This window comes from Thioalkalivibrio sp. AKL9 (assembly GCF_000377825.1).
GTDB classification, from domain to species: domain Bacteria; phylum Pseudomonadota; class Gammaproteobacteria; order Ectothiorhodospirales; family Ectothiorhodospiraceae; genus Thioalkalivibrio; species Thioalkalivibrio versutus.
The window spans coordinates 1-20,801 of record NZ_KB905123.1 but is presented as its reverse complement, the minus strand read 5'-3'; the positions used below and the strand labels follow the sequence as shown (position 1 = coordinate 20,801).

Annotated in this window: 34 protein-coding genes; 32 read left to right on the top strand and 2 right to left on the bottom strand. The window is 63.6% G+C overall.

Annotated features, from left to right (window positions below; all coding sequences use genetic code 11):
- The 29 genes from D573_RS0113420 to rplQ form a co-directional block, all read left to right on the top strand.
- A partial coding sequence (locus tag D573_RS0113420) for an EF-Tu/IF-2/RF-3 family GTPase (RefSeq protein WP_018939107.1) occupies nt 1–449 on the top strand: 449 nt, incomplete at its 5' end.
- A 5-nt stretch (nt 450–454) separates the two neighbouring features.
- Entirely contained in the window at nt 455–766 is a 312-nt protein-coding gene (gene rpsJ, locus D573_RS0113415) for a 30S ribosomal protein S10 (RefSeq protein ID WP_017941070.1), read from the top strand.
- 110 nt (nt 767–876) lie between these two features.
- Nucleotides 877–1,521: a 50S ribosomal protein L3 gene (gene rplC, locus D573_RS0113410; RefSeq protein WP_018146460.1), complete on the top strand. Its 645-nt coding sequence runs from the start codon at nt 877–879 to the stop codon at nt 1,519–1,521.
- A gap of 4 nt (nt 1,522–1,525) precedes the next feature.
- Complete coding sequence (gene rplD / locus D573_RS0113405; protein WP_018939102.1) at nt 1,526–2,131, top strand: 50S ribosomal protein L4; 606 nt, start codon at nt 1,526–1,528, stop codon at nt 2,129–2,131.
- Nucleotides 2,128–2,424, top strand: a complete 297-nt coding sequence (rplW, locus tag D573_RS0113400) for a 50S ribosomal protein L23 (protein WP_018146458.1) — start codon at nt 2,128–2,130, stop codon at nt 2,422–2,424. Before rplD ends, rplW begins: the two co-directional genes overlap by 4 nt.
- A gap of 2 nt (nt 2,425–2,426) precedes the next feature.
- Nucleotides 2,427–3,248 carry a 50S ribosomal protein L2 gene (gene rplB / locus D573_RS0113395; RefSeq protein WP_018146457.1) on the top strand — a complete coding sequence of 274 codons (822 nt, stop codon included), beginning with the start codon at nt 2,427–2,429 and terminating at the stop codon, nt 3,246–3,248.
- Between the two features lie 12 nt (nt 3,249–3,260).
- On the top strand, nt 3,261–3,533 hold the full coding sequence (rpsS, locus tag D573_RS0113390; RefSeq protein ID WP_018146456.1) for a 30S ribosomal protein S19: 273 nt from the start codon (nt 3,261–3,263) through the stop codon (nt 3,531–3,533).
- Between the two features lie 9 nt (nt 3,534–3,542).
- Nucleotides 3,543–3,884, top strand: coding sequence for a 50S ribosomal protein L22 (gene rplV / locus D573_RS0113385; RefSeq protein WP_018146455.1), 342 nt, complete (start codon nt 3,543–3,545; stop codon nt 3,882–3,884).
- A 2-nt stretch (nt 3,885–3,886) separates the two neighbouring features.
- Nucleotides 3,887–4,567 carry a 30S ribosomal protein S3 gene (gene rpsC / locus D573_RS0113380; RefSeq protein ID WP_018146454.1) on the top strand — a complete coding sequence of 227 codons (681 nt, stop codon included), beginning with the start codon at nt 3,887–3,889 and terminating at the stop codon, nt 4,565–4,567.
- 10 nt (nt 4,568–4,577) lie between these two features.
- Complete coding sequence (rplP, locus tag D573_RS0113375; protein ID WP_017941078.1) at nt 4,578–4,991, top strand: 50S ribosomal protein L16; 414 nt, start codon at nt 4,578–4,580, stop codon at nt 4,989–4,991.
- Nucleotides 4,991–5,185 carry a 50S ribosomal protein L29 gene (rpmC, locus tag D573_RS0113370; RefSeq protein ID WP_018168209.1) on the top strand — a complete coding sequence of 65 codons (195 nt, stop codon included), beginning with the start codon at nt 4,991–4,993 and terminating at the stop codon, nt 5,183–5,185. The genes rplP and rpmC overlap by 1 nt, the downstream gene beginning before the upstream one ends.
- A 4-nt stretch (nt 5,186–5,189) precedes the next feature.
- On the top strand, nt 5,190–5,456 hold the full coding sequence (gene rpsQ / locus D573_RS0113365; RefSeq protein WP_018146452.1) for a 30S ribosomal protein S17: 267 nt from the start codon (nt 5,190–5,192) through the stop codon (nt 5,454–5,456).
- Nucleotides 5,457–5,478: 22 nt separating this feature from the next.
- Entirely contained in the window at nt 5,479–5,847 is a 369-nt protein-coding gene (gene rplN / locus D573_RS0113360) for a 50S ribosomal protein L14 (protein ID WP_018146451.1), read from the top strand.
- 7 nt (nt 5,848–5,854) lie between these two features.
- Nucleotides 5,855–6,169 carry a 50S ribosomal protein L24 gene (rplX, locus tag D573_RS0113355; protein ID WP_018146450.1) on the top strand — a complete coding sequence of 105 codons (315 nt, stop codon included), beginning with the start codon at nt 5,855–5,857 and terminating at the stop codon, nt 6,167–6,169.
- An 18-nt stretch (nt 6,170–6,187) separates the two neighbouring features.
- Nucleotides 6,188–6,727 carry a 50S ribosomal protein L5 gene (rplE, locus tag D573_RS0113350; protein WP_018146449.1) on the top strand — a complete coding sequence of 180 codons (540 nt, stop codon included), beginning with the start codon at nt 6,188–6,190 and terminating at the stop codon, nt 6,725–6,727.
- A gap of 15 nt (nt 6,728–6,742) precedes the next feature.
- Nucleotides 6,743–7,048 carry a 30S ribosomal protein S14 gene (rpsN, locus tag D573_RS0113345; protein ID WP_019563614.1) on the top strand — a complete coding sequence of 102 codons (306 nt, stop codon included), beginning with the start codon at nt 6,743–6,745 and terminating at the stop codon, nt 7,046–7,048.
- A gap of 14 nt (nt 7,049–7,062) precedes the next feature.
- Nucleotides 7,063–7,455 carry a 30S ribosomal protein S8 gene (gene rpsH, locus D573_RS0113340; RefSeq protein WP_018146447.1) on the top strand — a complete coding sequence of 131 codons (393 nt, stop codon included), beginning with the start codon at nt 7,063–7,065 and terminating at the stop codon, nt 7,453–7,455.
- A 10-nt stretch (nt 7,456–7,465) separates the two neighbouring features.
- Entirely contained in the window at nt 7,466–7,996 is a 531-nt protein-coding gene (gene rplF, locus D573_RS0113335; RefSeq protein WP_018146446.1) for a 50S ribosomal protein L6, read from the top strand.
- A 10-nt stretch (nt 7,997–8,006) separates the two neighbouring features.
- Entirely contained in the window at nt 8,007–8,360 is a 354-nt protein-coding gene (gene rplR / locus D573_RS0113330; RefSeq protein WP_017941087.1) for a 50S ribosomal protein L18, read from the top strand.
- Between the two features lie 26 nt (nt 8,361–8,386).
- Entirely contained in the window at nt 8,387–8,893 is a 507-nt protein-coding gene (gene rpsE / locus D573_RS0113325; protein WP_018146444.1) for a 30S ribosomal protein S5, read from the top strand.
- 3 nt (nt 8,894–8,896) lie between these two features.
- Nucleotides 8,897–9,076, top strand: coding sequence for a 50S ribosomal protein L30 (gene rpmD / locus D573_RS0113320; RefSeq protein ID WP_018146443.1), 180 nt, complete (start codon nt 8,897–8,899; stop codon nt 9,074–9,076).
- Between the two features lie 2 nt (nt 9,077–9,078).
- Nucleotides 9,079–9,510: a 50S ribosomal protein L15 gene (gene rplO, locus D573_RS0113315; RefSeq protein WP_018146442.1), complete on the top strand. Its 432-nt coding sequence runs from the start codon at nt 9,079–9,081 to the stop codon at nt 9,508–9,510.
- A 3-nt stretch (nt 9,511–9,513) separates the two neighbouring features.
- Nucleotides 9,514–10,860: a preprotein translocase subunit SecY gene (gene secY / locus D573_RS0113310; protein WP_018146441.1), complete on the top strand. Its 1,347-nt coding sequence runs from the start codon at nt 9,514–9,516 to the stop codon at nt 10,858–10,860.
- Nucleotides 10,861–10,875: 15 nt separating this feature from the next.
- The gene (gene rpmJ / locus D573_RS14500; RefSeq protein WP_077277041.1) at nt 10,876–10,989 is read left to right on the top strand and encodes a 50S ribosomal protein L36; all 114 of its coding nucleotides are present in this window, start codon (nt 10,876–10,878) and stop codon (nt 10,987–10,989) included.
- Between the two features lie 66 nt (nt 10,990–11,055).
- Nucleotides 11,056–11,412, top strand: a complete 357-nt coding sequence (gene rpsM, locus D573_RS0113305) for a 30S ribosomal protein S13 (RefSeq protein WP_018139891.1) — start codon at nt 11,056–11,058, stop codon at nt 11,410–11,412.
- A 21-nt stretch (nt 11,413–11,433) separates the two neighbouring features.
- Nucleotides 11,434–11,823, top strand: a complete 390-nt coding sequence (gene rpsK, locus D573_RS0113300; RefSeq protein ID WP_017941093.1) for a 30S ribosomal protein S11 — start codon at nt 11,434–11,436, stop codon at nt 11,821–11,823.
- A gap of 15 nt (nt 11,824–11,838) precedes the next feature.
- Nucleotides 11,839–12,459: a 30S ribosomal protein S4 gene (gene rpsD / locus D573_RS0113295; protein WP_018146440.1), complete on the top strand. Its 621-nt coding sequence runs from the start codon at nt 11,839–11,841 to the stop codon at nt 12,457–12,459.
- A 30-nt stretch (nt 12,460–12,489) separates the two neighbouring features.
- Nucleotides 12,490–13,479 carry a DNA-directed RNA polymerase subunit alpha gene (gene rpoA / locus D573_RS0113290; RefSeq protein WP_018168204.1) on the top strand — a complete coding sequence of 330 codons (990 nt, stop codon included), beginning with the start codon at nt 12,490–12,492 and terminating at the stop codon, nt 13,477–13,479.
- 42 nt (nt 13,480–13,521) lie between these two features.
- On the top strand, nt 13,522–13,911 hold the full coding sequence (gene rplQ, locus D573_RS0113285; protein ID WP_018146438.1) for a 50S ribosomal protein L17: 390 nt from the start codon (nt 13,522–13,524) through the stop codon (nt 13,909–13,911).
- A gap of 172 nt (nt 13,912–14,083) precedes the next feature.
- On the opposite strand, the gene uvrA is transcribed toward rplQ, so the two are convergent.
- Nucleotides 14,084–16,936 carry an excinuclease ABC subunit UvrA gene (uvrA, locus tag D573_RS0113280; protein WP_018939101.1) on the bottom strand — a complete coding sequence of 951 codons (2,853 nt, stop codon included), beginning with the start codon at nt 16,934–16,936 and terminating at the stop codon, nt 14,084–14,086.
- A 192-nt stretch (nt 16,937–17,128) separates the two neighbouring features.
- On the opposite strand from uvrA, the gene D573_RS0113275 reads away from it, so the two are divergent.
- From D573_RS0113275 to miaB, 3 genes are all read left to right on the top strand, one after another.
- On the top strand, nt 17,129–18,499 hold the full coding sequence (locus tag D573_RS0113275) for an MFS transporter (RefSeq protein ID WP_018939100.1): 1,371 nt from the start codon (nt 17,129–17,131) through the stop codon (nt 18,497–18,499).
- A 129-nt stretch (nt 18,500–18,628) separates the two neighbouring features.
- The gene (gene ssb / locus D573_RS0113270) at nt 18,629–19,117 is read left to right on the top strand and encodes a single-stranded DNA-binding protein (protein ID WP_018939099.1); all 489 of its coding nucleotides are present in this window, start codon (nt 18,629–18,631) and stop codon (nt 19,115–19,117) included.
- 45 nt (nt 19,118–19,162) lie between these two features.
- Nucleotides 19,163–20,515: a tRNA (N6-isopentenyl adenosine(37)-C2)-methylthiotransferase MiaB gene (gene miaB, locus D573_RS13940; protein ID WP_018168201.1), complete on the top strand. Its 1,353-nt coding sequence runs from the start codon at nt 19,163–19,165 to the stop codon at nt 20,513–20,515.
- Here the strand turns inward: miaB and D573_RS0113260 are convergent.
- Nucleotides 20,512–20,801 (bottom strand): integrase core domain-containing protein (locus tag D573_RS0113260; RefSeq protein ID WP_018939171.1); only part of this gene is annotated, 290 nt, incomplete at its 5' end. The genes miaB and D573_RS0113260 overlap by 4 nt on opposite strands.

Below are 20,801 nucleotides of genomic sequence, written 5' to 3'. Positions count from 1 at the left end.
TCGGCATTCGCGACACGCAGAAGACCACCGTCACCGGTGTCGAGATGTTCCGCAAGCTGCTGGATCAGGGCGAAGCGGGCGACAACGTCGGCATTTTGCTGCGCGGCACCAAGCGTGACGACGTCCAGCGTGGTCAGGTGCTGTGCAAGCCGGGTTCGATTACCCCGCACACGCACTTCGAAGCCGAGGTGTATATCCTGGGCAAGGAAGAGGGCGGTCGTCACACGCCGTTCTTCAACGGGTACCGTCCGCAGTTCTACTTCCGCACGACGGACGTGACGGGCTCGGTGGAGCTTCCGGAAGGCACCGAGATGGTGATGCCGGGTGACAACGTGAAGATGACGGTGTCCCTGATCAATCCGATCGCGATGGAAGACGGTCTGCGCTTTGCGATCCGCGAAGGCGGCCGCACTGTGGGCGCCGGCGTCGTCTCCAAGATTATTGAGTGAACCAGATGGCTAACCAGCGCATTCGAATTCGTCTGAAGGCCTTTGATCATCGACTGATCGACCGTTCCGCGGCCGAGATCGTCGAGACTGCGAAGCGGACCGGTGCCCGAGTCAAGGGCCCGATCCCCCTGCCGACCAAGAGCGAGGCGTATACCGTCCTGGTTTCGCCGCACGTCAACAAGGACGCGCGGGACCAGTACGAGCTGCGCACGCACAAGCGACTGATGGATATCCTCGATCCGACCGACAAGACCGTGGATGCCCTGATGAAGCTGGATCTGGCTGCAGGCGTAAATGTTCAGATCAGGCTTAACTAACGTTAAATTTTCTGCCATACTATTGGGCTTTCCGTGGCCCGGCGGAATTTTCGCCGGGCCACGGCTTTAGGGCGCTTGTTAGCGCCGTCTGATACGGAAGGGGTTTTGTAATGGCTCTTGGACTCATCGGTCGCAAGCTCGGCATGTCGCGCGTCTTTACGGACGATGGCGTCTCTGTGCCGGTTACGGTGCTACAGGTGGACAACAATCGCGTGGTCCAGATCAAGCGCACCGAAGGCGACGGCTACAACGCGGTCCAGGTGACGGCGGGCTCGCGCAAGCCGTCCCGGGTAAGCAAGCCGGAGGCCGGGCACTACGCCGCGGCGTCGGTGGAGCCCGGGCGCGGTCTGTGGGAGTTTCGCGTCGACGAGACCGACCTCGAAGGCCTGGCTGCCGGTGATGCAATCACCGTCGACCGGTTCGAGGAGGGGCAGATCGTGGATGTGACCGCTCAGAGCAAGGGCAAGGGCTTCCAGGGTGCCGTGAAGCGTCACAACTTCCGCACCCAGGACGCGACCCATGGCAACTCGCTGGCGCATCGCGCTCCGGGTTCCATCGGTCAGAACCAGAGCCCGGGCCGTGTGTTCAAGGGCAAGAAGATGGCCGGGCACATGGGCGCCGAGCGTAAAACCATCCAGAACCTCAAGGTGGTGCGCGTCGACGCTGATCGCAGCCTGGTCCTGGTTCAGGGTGCCGTGCCGGGCGCGCCGAGTACCGACGTGATGATTCGTCCGGCCGTGAAGGCGAAGGGTTAAAACAATGCAAGTTACGACTGCCGATACCGGGGCCAGCGTGGAGCTGTCCGCCACCTGCTTTGAGCGGGATTTCAATGAACCGCTGGTGCATCAGAGCGTCGTCGCTCAGCTGGCCGGCGCCCGCAGCGGGACCCGTGCCCAGAAGACCCGGGCCCAGGTCAGTGGCGGCGGCATCAAGCCGTTCCGCCAGAAAGGGACTGGGCGCGCTCGCGCTGGTACGATTCGCAGCCCGCTGTGGACGGGCGGCGGCAAGGTGTTCGCTGCGCGCACTCAGGATTTCTCGCAGAAGCTGAACAAGAAGATGTACCGCGCCGCCATGGCGTCCATCCTCTCCGAACTGCTGCGGCAGGATCGCCTGAAAGTGGTCGCTGCATTTGCCGTCGACTCGGGCAAGACCCGTGACGGTATTGCCAAGCTCGGCGAGCTTGGCCTGGAGCGGGGGCTGGTGGTGCTGGCCGAGGATGACGCGATGACCGAACGTGCGTTGAGCAACGTCCCGCACGTGGATGTGATCGATGTGAGCGGTGTCAATCCCGCCAACCTGGTCGGGGCCGATACGGTCGTGATTACGGAAGGCGCCATCCGCAAGCTTGAGGAGTGGCTGGCATGAATTCGCGTCTGATGCAGATTATTCAGGGTCCGGTGGTGTCGGAGAAGTCGACCAACGCCGGCGAAGTGGGGCAATACGTGTTCCGTGTGCTGCCGGATGCGGACAAGGCCGAGATCAAGGCCGCGATCGAGAAGCTGTTCGAGGTTCGGGTGGAGCACGTGCGCACATTGAACCAGCAGGGCAAGAACAAGCGCTTCGGTCGCATGTTCGGGCGTCGCAACCACTGGAAAAAGGCCTATGTGGCCCTCGCTGAAGGCGAGAGCATCGACATGGGTGAAGGAGAACAGGTCTAGTCATGGCGATTATCAAGACCAATCCGACCTCTGCCGGGCGCCGTCACGCGGTGAAGATCCGTGGCGACGGTCTGCACAAGGGCGCGCCGCACGCGGCGCTGCTCGAAAAGCAGACTCGCTCGGGCGGCCGCAACAACGCTGGTCGCATTACCACGCGGCACGTCGGTGGTGGCCACAAGCAGCGCTACCGCATCGTTGACTTCAAGCGGAACAAGGACGGCGTGCCCGGCAAGGTCGAGCGGCTGGAGTATGATCCGAACCGCAGCGCTCATTTGGCGTTAGTACTGTACTCTGACGGCGAACGCCGGTACATTATTGCGCCCCGCGGGCTGAAGCAGGGTGATGCCGTGACTAGCGGCTCGCAGGCCCCGATTCGCGTGGGTAACGCGATGCCGCTGCGCTCCATTCCGGTGGGCACGGTGATTCACTGCATCGAGATGAAGCCGGGGAAGGGAGCGCAGATTGCGCGGTCCGCCGGTGCCTCGGCCCAGGTCGTGGCACGTGAAGGCGCGCACGCGACGATTCGCCTGCGCTCCGGTGAGATGCGCCGCATCCAGTCCGAGTGCCGGGCCACGATCGGCGAAGTCGGTCACAGCGAGCACAGCCTCAAGAAATTCGGGAAGGCCGGTGCCAAACGCTGGATGGGTGTCCGCCCAACCGTGCGTGGTACCGCGATGAACCCGGTCGACCACCCGCATGGTGGTGGTGAAGGTCGCAACTTCGGGCGTCACCCGGTGACCCCGTGGGGCCGCCCGACCAAGGGTTACAAGACCCGCAACAACAAACGTACCGACGGCATGATCGTGCGTCGGCGCAAGAAGTAACGGAGTGCCAGCATGCCGCGTTCACTGAAGAAAGGCCCGTTCGTCGATCATCACCTTCGCAAGAAGGTGGATGAGGCGCTCGAGAAGAACGATCGGCGTCCGATCAAGACCTGGTCGCGCCGCTCGATGATCATCCCGCAGATGGTGGGTCTCACCCTCGCGGTACACAACGGGCGTCAGCATATTCCGGTGCTGGTCAACGAAAACATGGTCGGCCACAAGCTGGGCGAGTTTGCGTTGACGCGGACCTTCAAGGGTCACATCGCCAACAAGAAGTCGCGCTGAGGACGAACGATGGAGACGATTGCAAAACTGCGCTACGCGCGCATCTCGCCGCAGAAGACGCGGCTGGTCGCCGACCAGGTTCGTGGCATGCGGGTGGAAGAGGCTCTGAACGAGTTGACTTTCAGCCCCAAAAAGCCGGCAGCGATTGTAAAAAAGGTGCTGGAGTCCGCGATTGCCAATGCGGAGAACAATGACGGTGCAGACATCGACGAGCTGCGCATCTCGCGCATCCAGATCGACGAAGGCCCGGTTCTCAAGCGCATGCAGGCGCGAGCCAAGGGTCGCGGCAACCGCATCATGAAGCGCACCAGCCACATTGTAGTGGGCGTGAGCGAGAAGGGAGCGAACTAACCATGGGTCAGAAAGTACATCCAACCGGCATCCGGCTGGGCATTTCTCGCCCGTGGTCGGCGACCTGGTACGCGGACGGTCGCGAGTTTGGTGAAACGCTGAACAACGACATCAAGCTGCGCACGTTTCTGCAGAAGAAACTTGCCCACGCGTCGGTCAGCCGAATCACCATCGAGCGTCCCGCGAAGGCCGCGCACATCACCATTCACACGGCACGTCCGGGGATTGTGATCGGCAAGAAGGGCGAGGACATCGAGAAGCTGCGCCGCGAAGTGGCAGCCGAGACGGGCCTGGAGCAGGGCAACGTCAAGATCAATATCGAAGAGGTGCGCAAGCCCGAGATCGAAGCCCAGCTGGTCGCGGAAGGTATCGCCCAGCAGCTTGAACGCCGCATTATGTTCCGTCGTGCGATGAAGCGCGCCGTGGGTAATGCGATGCGCCTGGGTGCCCAGGGCATCAAGGTGCACGTGGCCGGTCGCCTCAATGGCGCCGAGATCGCGCGTTCCGAGTGGTACCGCGAAGGCCGCGTACCGCTGCACACCCTGCGTGCGGACATCGACTACGGTTTCGCCGAGGCGCGTACGACCTACGGGATCATCGGCGTCAAGGTGTGGATCTTCAAGGGCGAAGTTTTCGGCCTGGAACCGGTCGAAGGGACGCGCGCTGCGGCCAACGCGAGCTAGGACATAGACCATGTTGCAGCCAAAAAGAACCAAATTCCGCAAGCAGTTCAAGGGCCGGAACCGGGGCATGGCCTCCACCGGCGCCAAGGTCAGCTTCGGCGAGTACGGCCTTCAGGCCGTGGAACGCGGTCGCATTACCGCGCGCCAGATCGAGGCGGCGCGGCGTGCGATGGTGCGTCACATCAAGCGTGGCGGGAAGATCTGGATCCGGGTGTTCCCGGACGTCCCGGTCACCAAGAAGCCGCTTGAAGTGCGCATGGGCAAGGGCAAGGGCGGTGTCGAGTACTGGGTCTGCAAGATCCAGCCCGGCCGCGTGCTCTACGAGATGGAAGGTGTGCATGAAGACGTCGCGCGTGAGGCAATGCGTCTGGCCGCCGCCAAGCTCCCGGTCAAGACGGTGTTTACCCGTCGGCAGGTGATGTGATGAAAGCAGAAGAGCTCAGAAAGAAGTCGGACGGCGATCTGGACCAGGAGCTGGAAGCGCTCTACAAGGAACAGTTCGGCCTTCGCATGCAGAAGTCGGTCGGGCAGCTTGCGCGCCCGGATCGTGTCGGCAAGGTGCGGCGCGAGATCGCGCAGATCAAGACGCTGATGAATGAACGTAGAAGGGCAGGTTAAGACAATGACCGAAGAAGGTTCCAGGACTCAGCGTTCCGTCGTCGGGCGCGTGATTAGCGACAAGACGGACAAGACCCGCACGGTTCTTGTCGAGCGTCGCGTCCGTCATCCGCTGTACGGGAAGTTCATTCGTCGCAGCACGAAACTGCACGTCCATGACGAAGAAAATGTATCGCGCATGGGCGATCGGGTTCGTATCCGTGAATGCCGGCCGATTTCCAAGCAGAAGCATCATGCCCTGATCGAAGTGGTCGGGCAGGACGCGCTCTGAATCGGCTGCCAGGAGATAAGTCATGATTCAAATGCAGACCGTGCTCGAGGCCGCCGATAACAGCGGTGCCCGACGCATCCAGTGCATCAAGGTGCTGGGCGGGTCGCACCGCCGGTACGCCCGGGTGGGCGACGTCATCAAGGTGAGCGTCAAGGATGCGATCCCGCGTGGCAAGGTGAAGAAGGGCGATGTCTATGACGCCGTCGTGGTGCGCACGGCCGCGGGCGTGCGCCGTGCGGATGGATCGCTGATCCGCTTCGACCGCAACGCCGCGGTCCTGCTGAACAACCAGCATCAGCCGATCGGCACCCGTATCTTCGGGCCGGTGACGCGTGAACTGCGAGGGGAGAAGTACATGAAGATTATCTCCCTCGCCCCGGAAGTGCTGTGAGGACGTGATGAACAAGATTCGCAAAGGCGACGATGTCGTCGTGATTTCTGGCAAGGACAAGGGTCGCCGGGGCACCATTATCAAGGTCCTCGATGGCAAGGTTCTGGTTCAGAACATCAACATGGTGAAGAAGCATCAGAAGCCGAACCCGCAACAGGGCGTCGGCGGTGGAATCATCGAGAAGGAAATGCCGATCGATGTGTCCAACGTGATGGTCTTCAACCCAGCAACCGACAAGGGTGATCGCGTGTCGTTCAAGACCCTGGAAGACGGCCGTAAGGTGCGGGTCTTCCGCTCGAACGGCGAAGTCGTGGACGCATAACGCGGGACGGACGGTTTTATGGAACGCTTGAGAGAAGAATACGAATCCACGGTGAAGCAGGCCCTGCGCGAGCAGTTCAGCTATGCCAACGTGATGGAAATCCCGCGTGTCACCAAGGTGACCCTGAATATGGGTCTGGGTGATGCCGTCGCGGACAAGAAGGTGATCGAGCACGCGGTCAGCGACATGACGGCCATTGCCGGGCAGAAGCCGGTCGTGACCAAGGCGCGCAAGTCGATCGCCGGGTTCAAGATCCGCGATGACTATCCGATCGGCTGCAAGGTCACCTTGCGCCGGCGGCAGATGTACGAGTTCCTGGATCGCCTGATCAGCGTCGCGCTGCCGCGCGTGCGGGACTTCCGTGGGTTTTCCGCGAAAGCCTTCGATGGCCGTGGCAACTACAGCATGGGCATCAAGGAACAGATCATCTTCCCGGAGATCGATTACGACCGTGTCGACAAATTGCGCGGCATGGACATCACGATTACCACCAGTGCAAGAACGGACGCGGAAGCCAAGGCCCTTTTGGAGGCCTTCCGATTCCCGTTCCGGCAGTAACCGAGGTAGGCGCACATGGCAAAGACATCGATGCTCGAACGCGAGAAAAAGCGCGAGCGACTGGTCAACAAGTACGCGGCCAAGCGGGCCGAACTGAAGGCGATCCTGGTCGACGAGACCAAGTCGTCCGAAGAACGCCTGGCGGCCATGCATGCGCTGCAAAAGCTGCCGCGTGATTCCGCGCGCGTTCGGCAGACGAACCGGTGCGGCGTCACTGGTCGGCCGAAAGGGTATTACCGCCGGTTTGGCCTGGGGCGCAACAAGCTGCGCGAACACGCCATGAAGGGCGAGATTCCGGGCCTGCGCAAGGCGAGCTGGTAAGGAGATTTGAACCGATGATGACCGATCCGATTTCCGACATGCTCACCCGTGTTCGCAACGCCCAGCGTGCGAACAAGGAGCAGGTCGCCATTCCTTTCAGCAAGGCCAAGGAGCGTATCCTTAAGGTCTTCGCCGATGAGGGTTTCGTAGGCGACATCCAGGTCGAGGGTGAAGTTGCCCAGAAGAAACTGGTGGTGAAGCTGAAGTACTTCGAGGGACGGCCGGTCATCGAGACCGTCGAGCGCATCTCGCGTCCGGGCCTGCGGATTTATCGCGGCAAGGACGAGCTGCCGCGGATTAACGCCGGTCTCGGGGTTGCCGTGGTCTCCACGCCACAGGGTGTCATGAGTGACCGCGCTGCCCGGGCCGCAGGCCAGGGCGGCGAAGTCCTCTGCAAGATTTACTGAGGAATCAGCCATGTCGCGCATTGCAAATCTGCCGATCAAGCTGCCGAACGGCGTCTCCGTCGAGCAGTCGGACAGCGAGATCAAGATCAAGGGTCCGAAGGGCGAGCTTCAGCTCACCTGCCCCGAAGCCGTGATCGTTACCGTCGAGGACGGGGTGGTTCGAGTGAAGGCCACGGAAAACGCGAAGAATGTCGCGTTGGCGGGTACTATTCGGGCACTCCTGGGTAATCATGTCCACGGGGTGAGCGAAGGGTTCGTCCGGGCGCTGGAATTGGTCGGCGTCGGCTATCGCGCCCAAATGCAGGGCGCGAAGCTGAACCTGACGCTCGGGTACTCGCATCCGATCGACTTCGACATTCCGGAAGGCGTGACGGTGGAGACCCCGACCCCGACCGAGGTCGTGGTCAAGGGAACGGATCGCCAGAAGGTGGGCCAGGTGGCTGCGAATATTCGCGCCTTCCGCCCGCCGGAGCCCTACAAGGGCAAGGGCGTGAAGTACAAAGACGAGCGCATCGTGCGCAAAGAAGCCAAGAAGAAGTAGGTAGGCACCAGTGGACAAGAAAGAGGCCAGACTTAAGAGGGCGCGGCGCGCACGGTTCAAGATCCGTGAGCTGGGGGTGCATCGTCTCTGTATCCACCGGACGCCGCGCCACATGTACGCGCAGATCATTGCCCCGTCGGGCGACGCGGTGCTTGCCGCGGCGTCGACCGTGGAGAAGGATCTGAAGAATGCCGGGGGTTCCACCGGCAACGCCGAGGCCGCCGCCCGCGTGGGCCAGGCCATCGCGGAGCGTGCGCGCAAAGCAGGGATCGAACAGGTCGCGTTTGACCGCGCGGGTTTTCGTTATCACGGACGGGTGAAGGCACTTGCCGACGCTGCCCGTGAAAACGGCCTGCAGTTCTAGTCAAACGCGATCGAGCGGAGAGAGAAATGGCACGTAACGATGTAAGCGAAGCGCAGGACGGCCTCCAGGAAAAGCTGATTGGCGTCAACCGCGTTGCGAAGGTGGTCAAGGGCGGCCGGCAGTTCCGGTTTGCCGCACTGACCGTCGTCGGTGATGGCGAGGGACGAGTCGGATACGGATACGCGAAGGCGCGCGAGGTGCCTGCGGCGATTCAGAAGGCAATGCAGCAGGCGCGCATGGAAATGCGCAATGTGTCGCTGAATGAAGGCACGCTGCACTATGCGGTGAACGGGCATCATGGCGCGGCCAATGTCTACATGCAGCCGGCCTCTGAGGGTACCGGGATCATCGCCGGCGGCGCGATGCGCGCAGTGCTCGAAGTAGCGGGCGTGCGTAACGTGCTGGCCAAGTGTGTCGGTTCGCGCAACCCCATCAACGTCGTGCAGGCGACCATCGACGGGCTCACCATGGTGAACTCGCCGGAACGGGTTGCGGCCAAGCGCGGCAAGTCCGTCGACGAAGTGAAGAGCTAAGCCATGAGCAAGCTGAAACTGACACTGGTACGCAGCACCGCCGGCCGTATCGCCACGCACAAGGCGTGCGTGCGTGGACTCGGGCTGCGCAAGACCCACAGCAGCGCGATCATTGAGGCCACGCCCGAGAACCTGGGCATGGTCAAGAAGGTCTCGTACCTGCTGAAGGTAGAGGAAGTCTAATCATGCGACTGAATAACATTTCCAGCCCCGACGGTGCCCGCAAGCCGGCCAAGCGCGTCGGTCGGGGGATTGGCTCCGGTCTGGGCAAGACCGGCGGCCGCGGCCACAAGGGCCAGAAGTCTCGCTCGGGTGGTTACACGAAGGTCGGCTTCGAAGGCGGCCAGATGCCGCTGCAGCGTCGCCTGCCCAAGGTGGGCTTCCGCTCGCGCAAGCAACAGTATTCGGCCGAAGTGCGTCTCAGCGAACTGGCCAAGGTCGACGGCGACGTGACCCTGGACACCCTGAAGGCTGCAGGCGTCGTGCGCAGCGATGCGCAGAGCGCCAAGATCTTCGCCTCCGGTGAAGTCTCGAAGGCCTGTGCCGTGAAGGGCGTGGGCGTGACCAAGGGTGCGCGGGCGGCGATCGAAGCCGCTGGCGGGAGCGTTGAGGCCTAAATAATGGCACGTGGAGCGACAGCACGTTCCGGTGGCGGGCTCACCGGTTTTACCGAGTTACGCCAACGCCTGCTGTTCGTTCTGGGTGCCCTGGTGGTGTACCGGATCGGTACATTCATTCCGGTGCCCGGTATTAACCCGGTGGCCGTCTCGCAGTTCTTCGAGCAGCAAAGCGGGACCATCCTGGACATGTTCAACATGTTTTCCGGGGGGGCGCTGGAGCGCCTGTCGATCTTTGCCCTGGGGGTGATGCCGTATATCTCGGCCGCCATCATCATGCAGCTTCTGGCCGCGACCGTACCGGCGCTCCAGCAGTTGAAGAAAGAGGGCGAACAGGGACGGCGCAAGATTACGCAGTACACGCGCTACGGGACCGTGGCGCTCGCGCTGTTCCAGAGTATCGGGATCGGGATTGCCTTGAATGGTCAGACCATCCAGGGGATGCCGATGGCCCTCAACCCGGGCCCGATCTTTATCTTCACCGTGGTGGTCTCGCTGGTGACGGGGACGCTGTTCCTGATGTGGCTGGGTGAGCAGATTACGGAACGCGGCATTGGCAACGGGATCTCGATCATCATCTTCGCCGGTATCGTCGCAGGGCTTCCGGGCGCGATTGGCGGAACCCTGGAGTTGGCCCGCACCGGAGAACTGGCGGCAGCATTCGTGGTGATTCTGATCGTCTTGGCCCTGGCGGTGACCGCCTTCGTGGTGTTCGTCGAGCGCGGGCAACGCCGAGTGACGATCAATTACGCCAAGCGCCAGGTGGGAAGGAAGATGGTCGGTGGCCAGTCCTCGCACCTGCCGCTGAAGCTGAACATGGCCGGGGTGATCCCGCCGATCTTCGCGTCGAGTATCATTCTGTTCCCGTCGACGTTGGGGCAGTGGTTCGGCCAGGCTGAAGGGATGGACTGGCTGCGCGAGATCTCGACGACGCTGGCCCCGGGACAGCCGCTGTACGTGATGTTCTATGCGGCTGCGATTATTTTCTTCTGCTTCTTCTATACCGCGCTGGTGTTCAACTCACGCGATACGGCGGAAAATCTGAAGAAGCAGGGCGCCTTCATTCCGGGGATCCGGCCAGGTGTCCAGACCGAGAGATTCATTGACGGGGTCATGACTCGACTGACGGCGGTGGGGGCGGTGTACATCACCGCAGTGTGCCTGCTGCCGGAGTTCCTGATCCTGTATTGGAACGTGCCCTTCTACTTTGGCGGGACCTCGCTTCTGATCATCGTGATCGTGGTGATGGATTTCATGGCGCAGTTGCAGTCGCATCTGGTGTCCCACCAGTACGAAGGCTTGATGAAGAAAGCGAATCTGAAGGGTTTCGGCGGGACCGGGATCCGCTAGACCAGGAGAAAGACCATGAAGGTACGTGCATCTGTAAAGCCGATGTGCCGGAACTGCAAAGTCATTCGGCGTAATGGCGTGGTCCGGGTGATCTGTTCCGACGCCCGCCACAAGCAGCGTCAGGGCTGAAGCTTGGCGTAACGCATAATCATTGCTACTATAGCCGGCTTTGCCGGATTTTGATGGAGAAGTTGGATGGCTCGCGTCGCTGGAATCAATATTCCTGACCAGAAGCACACGGTAATCGCGCTGACCGCGATCTATGGCATTGGCCCGACTCGGGCCGGCCTGATCTGCGATGGGGCGGGTGTGCGTCGGGACATCAAGGTGCGGGATCTGACGGATGCCGAAGTGGATGCGCTGCGCGCCCAGATCGACAAGATCCCCGTGGAAGGGGATCTGCGCCGGGAAGTCAGCATGAACATCAAGCGATTGATGGATCTGGGCTGCTACCGTGGCGTGCGCCACCGTCGCGGCCTGCCGCTGCGCGGTCAGCAGACGCAGACGAATGCACGCACCCGAAAGGGCCCGCGTCGCCCGATTCGCAAGTAATCAGACTGGGATCTCAGGTACATGGCACAAGCGCAAACACGGACCAAGAAAAAGGTCCGCAAAAATATCGCCGAGGGCGTGGCTCATGTGTACGCCACGTTCAACAACACGATCATTACGATCACCGACCGGCAGGGGAACACGATCAGCTGGGCCACCTCCGGTGGTTCGGGTTTCCGTGGTTCCCGCAAGTCGACGCCGTTCGCCGCGCAGATCGCGGCCGAGCGCGCCGGGACGACTGCGGCCGAACACGGCGTGAAGAATCTCGACGTGATGGTGCGGGGCCCGGGTCCGGGTCGCGAGTCGGCGGTACGTGCGCTGAACAATGCCGGGTTCAAGATCACGAATATCAGTGATGTAACCCCGATCCCTCACAACGGCTGCCGGCCGCCCAAGAAACGCCGCGTTTAAGGCTGGAGTTGAAGAATGGCTCGTTACATTGGACCGAAATGCAAGTTGAGTCGCCGTGAAGGCGTGGACCTGGGCCTCAAGAGTGGGGTCCGTGCGCTGGAAACAAAGTGCAAGCTCGACAAGCCGCCGGGTCAGCACGGCGAACGCCGTACTCGCCTGTCGGACTACGCCGTGCAGCTGCGCGAGAAGCAGAAGCTTCGCCGCATCTACGGCGTGCTGGAAAAGCAGTTCCGCAACTATTACAAGAAGGCCGCTCAGCGCAAGGGCTCGACGGGTGAGAACCTGTTGAAGCTGCTGGAAGGTCGTCTGGATAACGTGGTGTACCGCATGGGCTTCGGCTCCACCCGCTCCGAAGCGCGCCAGCTGGTTGCGCATCGTGCGATCCAGGTGAACGGGCAGGTGGTAAACATCGCGGCCTACCAGGTGCAGCCGTCCGACGTGGTTACGGTCCGGGAGAAGGCGCGCAAGCAGGTGCGCATCCAGGACTCGATGACGCTGGCCGAGCAGACCGGGTTCCCGAGCTGGATCGAAGTGGACACCAGCAAGTTCGAGGGTACGTTCAAGGCGATCCCGGATCGTTCCGATCTGCCTGCGGACATCAACGAGTCGCTCGTCGTCGAGCTGTACTCGAAGTAATCGTTTTTCGGCCTGGCGCCAGGAGTCACAATGCAGTCGAACGAACTGGTCAAGAAACAGCAGATCGAGGTCGAGGCCGAGAATCGGAATCAGGCCAAGGTCGCCCTCGAGCCGCTGGAACGCGGCTTCGGCCACACCCTGGGCAATGCCCTGCGACGTGTGTTGCTGTCGTCCATCCCGGGTGCCGCCATTGTCGAGGCCCGGATTGAAGGCGTGCTGCACGAGTACACCACCATCGAAGGAGTACAGGAAGATGTCGTCGACATTCTGCTGAACCTGAAGGGTGTTGCGCTGCGTATGCACAGCCGCGACGAGTCCACGCTGACCCTGAGGAAGAAGGGTCCGAGCGTGGTGACGGCCGGCGACATTCAGGTCGACCATGATGTCGAGGTGGTGAACCCGGAACACGTGATCGCGACGATCACCAAGAACGTGGATCTGGACATCACTCTGACGGCTCGCGCGGGTCGCGGGTACGAACCCGTCAGCACGCGTCGGCAAGCCGAGGGTGGGGATGACACGGGTATTGGTCGACTGTTGCTGGACGCCAGCTTCAGCCCGATTCGCCGCGTGTCCTATCGCGTCGAAAGCGCGCGTCTGGCCCAGCGGACCGATATGGATCGCCTGGTGCTCGAGCTCGAAACCAATGGTGCGATCGCCCCGGATGACGCCGTGCGTCAAGCCGCGACGATCCTTCAGGGCCAGCTGGCGCCGTTCGTGGACTTGCAAGAAGAGTCGGCCGAAGTGGCGGGTGCCGTGGGTGGCGCGATCGACCCGGTGCTCCTGCGTCCGGTGGACGAGCTGGAACTGACGGTGCGTTCGGCCAACTGCCTGAAGGCCGAGAACCTGTACTACATTGGGGATCTCGTCCAGCGCACCGAGGTCGAGTTGCTGCGTGCGCCGAACCTCGGCAAGAAGTCGCTGACTGAAATCAAGGACACGCTGGCGACCCACGGGCTGTCGCTCGGCATGCGTCTCGAGAACTGGCCGCCGCCGGGTCTGCGCGACGACAACGAGTAATCACGGCGCCCCGCGCCCATCGTTTTTTAGAGGAAGCCTCTCATGCGTCATCGTCATTCCGGCCGTCAGCTTGGCCGCAACAGCTCGCACCGCAAGGCCACGTTTCAGGCCATGTCCGTGGCCCTGTTCCGGCACGAACTGATCAAGACCACGCTGCCCAAGGCGAAAGAGCTGCGTCGCGTCGCCGAACCGCTGATCACGCTGGCCAAGGAAGACAGCGTTCACGGTCGTCGGCTGGCGTTTGCCCGTCTTCGTGACAAGGAGATTGTGGGCAAGCTGTTCGCCGAACTGGGTCCGCGCTACCAGGCCCGGCCCGGTGGCTACCTGCGGATCCTGAAGTGCGGCAACCGCGCGGGTGATAATGCCCCGATGGCCTACGTTGAACTCGTGGATCGTCCGGAACTGGATGCCGGAGAAGGCGAAGCCGCCTGAGGGTTCGTCGCCAGAGGAAAGCGCGCTCGCAGGTTGAGCGCTCGGAAAGCCGGCCTTGGGCCGGCTTTCTTGCGTCTGGGTAACGGCGAATTTAGAAAGAGAGAGGGAAGCGCGGTCTGTGGGGGCGGTGCGCAGGCGCGCAGCCAGTGGAGCTGGAAAGGGCCGCGGGTCGTTAACCGTTGGCGGCGTGAGAAGAGCTTGCGGCGGGGAGCAGCGGTGCAAGGAACTGCCCGGTGTGGCTGTGGGCGGTGGCGGCCACCGCTTCGGGGGTGCCTGCCACGAGGAGTTCACCGCCGCCGCTGCCGCCTTCCGGGCCGATATCGATCAGCCAGTCGGCGGTCTTGATGACGTCGAGGTTGTGCTCGATCACGACGATGGTATTGCCATGGTCGCGGAGGCGGTGGAGCACGAGGAGGAGCTGGGCGATATCCTCGAAATGGAGGCCGGTGGTCGGCTCGTCGAGGATGTAGAGCGTACGACCGGTATCGCGCTTGGAGAGCTCCCGGGCGAGCTTGATGCGCTGGGCCTCGCCACCGGAAAGGGTGGTGGCATTCTGCCCCAGCTGGATGTAGGACAGGCCCACCTCCATCAGCATCTCGAGCTTGCGGTGGATGACCGGTACCGGCTGGAAGAAGTCGAGGGCCTCTTCGACGGTCATCTCCAGGACTTCGTGGATATTCTTGCCCTTGTAGCGCACGTCCAGGGTCTCGCGGTTATAGCGATGGCCCTTGCAGACGTCGCAGGGGACGAAGACGTCCGGGAGGAAGTGCATTTCCACCTTGATCACGCCATCGCCCTGGCAGGCCTCGCAGCGCCCGCCACGGACGTTGAACGAGAAGCGCCCGGGCTTGTAGCCGCGCGAGCGGGCCTCGCCGGTTGCGGCAAACAGTTCGCGTATGGGCGTAAACAGGCCGGTATAGGTGGCCGGGTTGGAGCGCGGGGTACGCCCGATCGGGCTCTGGTCGATGTCGACCACTTTGTCGATCAACTCCATCCCGTCGATGCGGTCGTGATCCTCGATGTGGTGCCGCCCGCCATGGAGGGCGGTGGCGACGGCCGGGTACAGGGTGTTGTTGACCAGGGTGGACTTGCCGGAGCCGGAGACCCCGGTCACGCAGGTGAACAGCCCGGTGGGGAAGGCGAAATCACCGCCCTTCAGGTTGTTGCCACGCGCGCCGATTACGCGGATCTCGCGCTCCGCGTCGGGCTGGGTCCGCTGGTCCGGCACCGGGATGCAGCGGGTGCCGCGCAGGTATGCGCCGGTGAGGGAATCCGGATGATTCGCGACCGCCTCCGGGGTGCCCGACGCCACAATGTGGCCGCCGTGGCGACCCGCGCCGGGGCCGATGTCCACGACATAATCGGCTTGGCGGATGGCATCTTCGTCATGCTCCACCACGATGACGGTGTTGCCGAGGTCGCGCAGGTGGCTCAGGGTCTTCAGCAGGCGTGCGTTGTCGCGCTGGTGCAGCCCGATTGATGGCTCGTCGAGGATGTACATCACCCCGACCAGGGCCGAGCCGATCTGCGAGGCGAGGCGGATACGCTGGGCCTCGCCGCCGGAAAGCGTGTCGGCGGAGCGGTCCAGGGTCAGGTAGTCGAGGCCGACATCGTTGAGGAACCCCAAGCGCGCGGAGATCTCGCGCACGATCTTCTCGGCGATCTGGGCGAAGCGTCCCGGCAGGCGGAGGTCGTCGAAAAAGGCCTGCGCGTTGGCCACGCTCATGTGCGTGACCTCGGGCAGGGTCATGTCGCTGACAAAGACGTTGCGTGCGGCCGAGTTGAGGCGCGTGCCGTGGCAGTCGGGGCAGGGCTGTTCCGCCTGGTAGCGGCCCAGTTCCTCGCGCACTGCCGCGGAGTCGGTCTCGCGGTAGCGCCGCTCCAGGTTCGGGATCACACCCTCGAACACGCGTTCGTCGGTGCGCAGTTGGCCGTTGGCGGCCGGGGTCGACAGCTTGACCTTCTCCGTGCCCGAACCATGCAGGACCACCGCACGGACCTCGGCCGGCAATTCCTGCCAGGGGGCCTCCACGTCGAAGTCGTAATGCCGGGCGAGACTGGTCAGCAGGCTGAAGTACCAGGCGTTGCGCCGATCCCAGCCCCGTACGGCCCCGCCACCAAGGCTTAGCTCGGGCTGCGACACGACCCGTTCGGGGTCGAAGAACTGGTGCACACCGAGGCCGTCGCAGGTGGGGCAGGCGCCTGCCGGGTTGTTGAACGAGAACAGCCGGGGCTCCAGCTCGCGCAGGGCATAGCCGCAAATCGGACAGGCGTAGCGCGCCGAGAAGATCATCGGCTCGCGTTCCGGCTCGTCCATCCACGCGATCAGCGCCAGGCCATCGGCCAGTTCGGTGGCGGTTTCGAAGGACTCGGCCAGGCGCTGGCGCAGGTCCTCGCGCACGCGGAAGCGGTCGATCACGATCTCGATGTTGTGTTTGCGCTTGGGGTCCAGCGCCGGCAAGGCGTCGAGGTCGTGGATCTCGCCATTGATACGCGCGCGCAGGTAGCCCTGGGAGCGCATGGCCTCGAGCATCTTGTGGTGTTCGCCCTTGCGGCCGCGGACCACCGGCGACAACAGCATGACCTTGTCGCCCTCTGGCAGATCGAGTACCTGGTCGACCATCTGCGAGATGGTCTGGGCGGCCAGGGTCTCGCCGTGTTCCGGGCAGCGCGGCTCGCCGGCGCGCGCGAACAGCAGGCGCAGGTAGTCGTAGATCTCGGTGATGGTCCCGACGGTGGACCGCGGGTTGTGCGAGGTACTCTTCTGCTCGATGGAGATCGCCGGCGACAGACCCTCGATTTGGTCGACGTCGGGCTTTTCCATCATCGACAGGAACTGCCGGGCGTAGGTCGACAGGCTCTCCACGTAGCGGCGCTGGCCCTCGGCGAACAGGGTGTCGAAGGCCAGCGAGGATTTGCCCGAACCGGAAACGCCGGTAATCACGATCAGCCGTTCGCGCGGCAGGTCGAGGTCCACGTTCTTCAGGTTATGGGTGCGGGCGCCGCGAATGCTGATGCTGTCCATGGGGCTGGATCGACTCCACTGGGTTACGTCGCGCGGCGCGCAAGCGAAAACACGGATCAGTGTTTTCATTGGGGCGCCGCAAACCATCCATGGTAACACCCGGGCCGCGCTCGCCATGGTTTCCCCGGCGCGCTTGCCGGTAAACTCCCCGGACATGAAGAGCTCTTCTTGCCCGCGTCGGTCCCGGACGCCATGAATCCCCGCGAGCTGCGCGCCACCACTGGGCTGGCGGCGATTTATGGCGTGCGCATGGCCGGCCTGTTCATGGTCCTGCCGGTGTTCATGCTGCATGCCGACCGTATCCCCGGCGCAACCCCGCTGCTGATGGGCCTGGCGCTCGGGATCTACGGACTCACCCAGGCCGTGCTGCAGATCCCGTTCGGTCTCTTGTCGGACCGGGTCGGCCGCAAGCCGCTGATCCTCGCCGGGCTGTTGCTGTTCGTTGCTGGCAGTGTGCTCGCCGCAGTCGCCGAGACCATCCACGGCATCATCCTCGGGCGGGCCCTGCAGGGGTCGGGCGCGGTGGCGGCGGTGATCCTGGCCCTGACAGCGGACCTGGTCGGCGAGGAACGGCGCATGCGGGCGCTCGCCGTGATCGGGCTGACCATCGGCCTGACCTTCACCGCAGCGATGGCCCTGGGCCCGGTGGTGGACCAGGCGGCGGGATTGTCCGGGATCTTCGGGCTGTCGGCATTGCTCGGGCTGGTTGCGATCGTGATCCTGTTCCTTTGGGTGCCAACCCCGGCACGGGCGCGGGCACACCCGGACATGGTGCCGGTCTGGTCGGCACTGCCCCGCGTGCTGCGCGCCCCGGACCTGTTGCGCCTGAACCTCGGCATCTTCGTGCTGCACCTGGTCCTGGCCGCGAACTTTCTGGTTATCCCGGTGCTGCTGGTGGAGACGCTCGGGCTAGCGGGTGCCAGCCACTGGAAGTTCTATGTGCCGGTGCTGCTGGCGGGGTTCGCGCTGATGCTCCCGGGGATCATCTTCGGGGAGCGCCGCCGGCGCGTGCACAGCGTGCTGCGCGGGGCGATCGCCCTGCTGGCCGGGGTGCAGATCCTGCTGGCGCTGCTGGTGCTCGACGGCGGCGGTCTGTGGACGCTGGCGGCGCTGATGGTCCTGTTCTTTGCCGCCTTCAACCTGCTTGAGGCGGGACTGCCGTCGCTGGTTGCGCGCGTGGCGCCGGTCGCCCACAAGGGCACGGCGATGGGCGGCTTTGCCACCGCGCAGTTCCTTGGGATCTTCGCCGGCGGCGTGCTGGGAGGTGTCCTGCTGACACTGGTCGGGCCGGTCGGGGTGTTCCTTGCTGGGGTGCCGTTGCTGCTGGCCTGGTGGTGGATCGCCCGCGGGATGCATCCGCGCTACCGGTCAAACCGGGTGGTCGCGGTACCCGACCACTGGTCCGGTCGTGACGCGGAACTGCTGCGGGCGCTTGCCGCATGGCCCGGCGTGCACGAGGCGGACCTGTCGCCGGATGCCGGTTCCTTGTACCTGAAGGTGGAGCCAGGAGGCCCGGACACCCCCGAGCTGACGGCCTGGTTGGCGCGCAAGCCAGGCGCGTAGAACGCGCGCAATGCCTCCCCCGGCTGGCCGCGCGAATCTGTCCACATCCCGGACCGGTGCACTGTCGCGGCCGGGGTGGGCTGCTACACTACCGAATCTGTTTCTCCATGCTGGACACAAGGAGGCCCCATGGCCCGCGGCGTCAACAAAGTCATCCTGCTCGGCAACCTCGGGGCCGACCCGGAAAAGCGCGAGACCCCGAACGGGGTTACCGTCACCAATCTGCGTCTGGCGACGTCGGAGCAGTGGACCGACAAGAACTCCGGCGAGAAGCGCGAAAATACCGAATGGCACCGGGTGGTGATGTTCGGGCGCCTGGCGGATATCGCCGCGCAGTACCTGTCCAAGGGCTCGCAGGTCTATGTCGAAGGCAAGATCCAGACCCGCAAATGGCAGGACCAATCCGGTAACGATCGTTACAGCACCGAGGTCGTGGCCAACGAGATGCAGCTGATCGGCGGTCGCGGTGGCAGTGGCGGCGGTGGTGGTGGCGGTTTCGACCAGGACCCGGGTTATGGCGGCGGCAATGCCTACGGCGGCGGTGGCCAGCAAGGCGGCAACCGCAGCAGCGCGCCGGCCTCCGGCGGCGGCTTCGATGACGACGACGTCCCGTTTTAACGTCCATATAAGCCACTGTTCACCCACTAGAGAAGTACCGAGAGCATGATCCGCAAGGTCTACATCCAGACGCACGGCTGTCAGATGAACGAGTACGACTCCGATCGCATGCTCGACGCACTGCGTGAGCTGCACGGGGCGGAGCGTACCGATGATCCGGAGCAGGCCGACCTGCTGCTGATGAACACCTGCTCCATTCGCGAGAAGGCGCAGGAGAAGGTCTTCTCGCTACTGGGGCGCTGGCGGCAGATCAAGGAACGCCGGCCGGAGGTGATCATCGGTGTGGGCGGTTGTGTTGCCAGTCAGGAGGGCGATGCCCTGCGCGCCCGGGCCCCGTACGTGGATCTGGTGTTCGGCCCGCAGACCCTGCACCGCCTGCCGGCCATGATCCAGTCGGTGCGCCGTGAGCGCGCCCCGGTGGTGGATATCTCCTTCCCCGAGATCGAGAAATTCGACCGCCTGCCGGAGCCGAAGGCCGACGGTCCGAGTGCGTTCGTCTCGGTGATGGAAGGCTGCTCCAAGTACTGCAGCTTCTGCGTGGTGCCCTACACGCGCGGCGACGAGATCAGCCGCCCGTTCGACGACGTGATTGCCGAGGTGGTCGCGCTGGCCGCGCAGGGGGTCAGGGAGATCAACCTGCTGGGGCAGAACGTGAATGCCTACCGCGGGCCAATGGATGACGGCGACACTGCGGACCTCGCCCTGCTGATCCACTATGTCGCGGCGGTCGACGGGATCGAGCGCATCCGCTTCACTACCTCGCACCCGGTGGAGTTCTCCGATTCGCTGATCCAGGCCTTTGCCGACGAACCGAAGCTGGTCAGTCACCTGCACCTGCCGGTGCAAAGCGGCTCCGACCGCATCCTGGCGCAGATGAAACGCGGCCACACGATCCTGGAATACAAGTCCAAGATCCGCCGCCTGCGCGAGGCGCGCCCGGACCTGGATCTCTCCTCGGACTTCATCGTCGGCTTCCCCGGCGAGACCGACGCCGACCACGCCGCGACGATGAAGCTGATCGAGGAGCTGCATTTTGATTTCTCCTTCAGCTTTATCTACAGCGCGCGCCCGGGCACCCCGGCCGCATCGCTGCCGGATGACGTGCCGATGGCGACCAAGAAGGCCCGTCTGGCCGAGTTGCAGGCCCTGATCGAGCAGAACGGCCGCGCGCGAAACGAGTCCATGGTGGGCAACATCGAGCCGGTACTGGTAGAAGGTCCGGCCAAGCGCAACCCCGGCGAACTGGCCGCGCGCACGGCGAACAACCGCATCGTCAACTTCGCCGGGGACCCCGGCCTGATCGGGCAGTTGATCCCGGTCGAGATTACCGAGGCCCTGGCACATTCCCTGCGCGGGCGCACGGTGGAGCGGACAATGCCCGCCGCCGTCGGCGCCTAGGTGTGGAGTCTCACGAGGTTGTCCTCGGGTAGGCCGAGGATGCTGATGGGTGGTTGTTGGTTCAGGCTACCGTGTGGACGGTGCCAGTTGTAGTCATGGATCCATCGGGGAAGATGGTTTTTGCGTTCCTTTGACGTGGCGTAGGTGAAGGCATAGGCCCACTCGCGCAAGGCGGTCTGGATGAAGCGCTCGGCCTTGCCGTTGGTTCGGGGCGTGTAGGGCCGGGTGCGACGGTGGCGGATCCCCAGTCGTCGGCAGGCCTGACTGAACGCCCGGGCGTGATAGC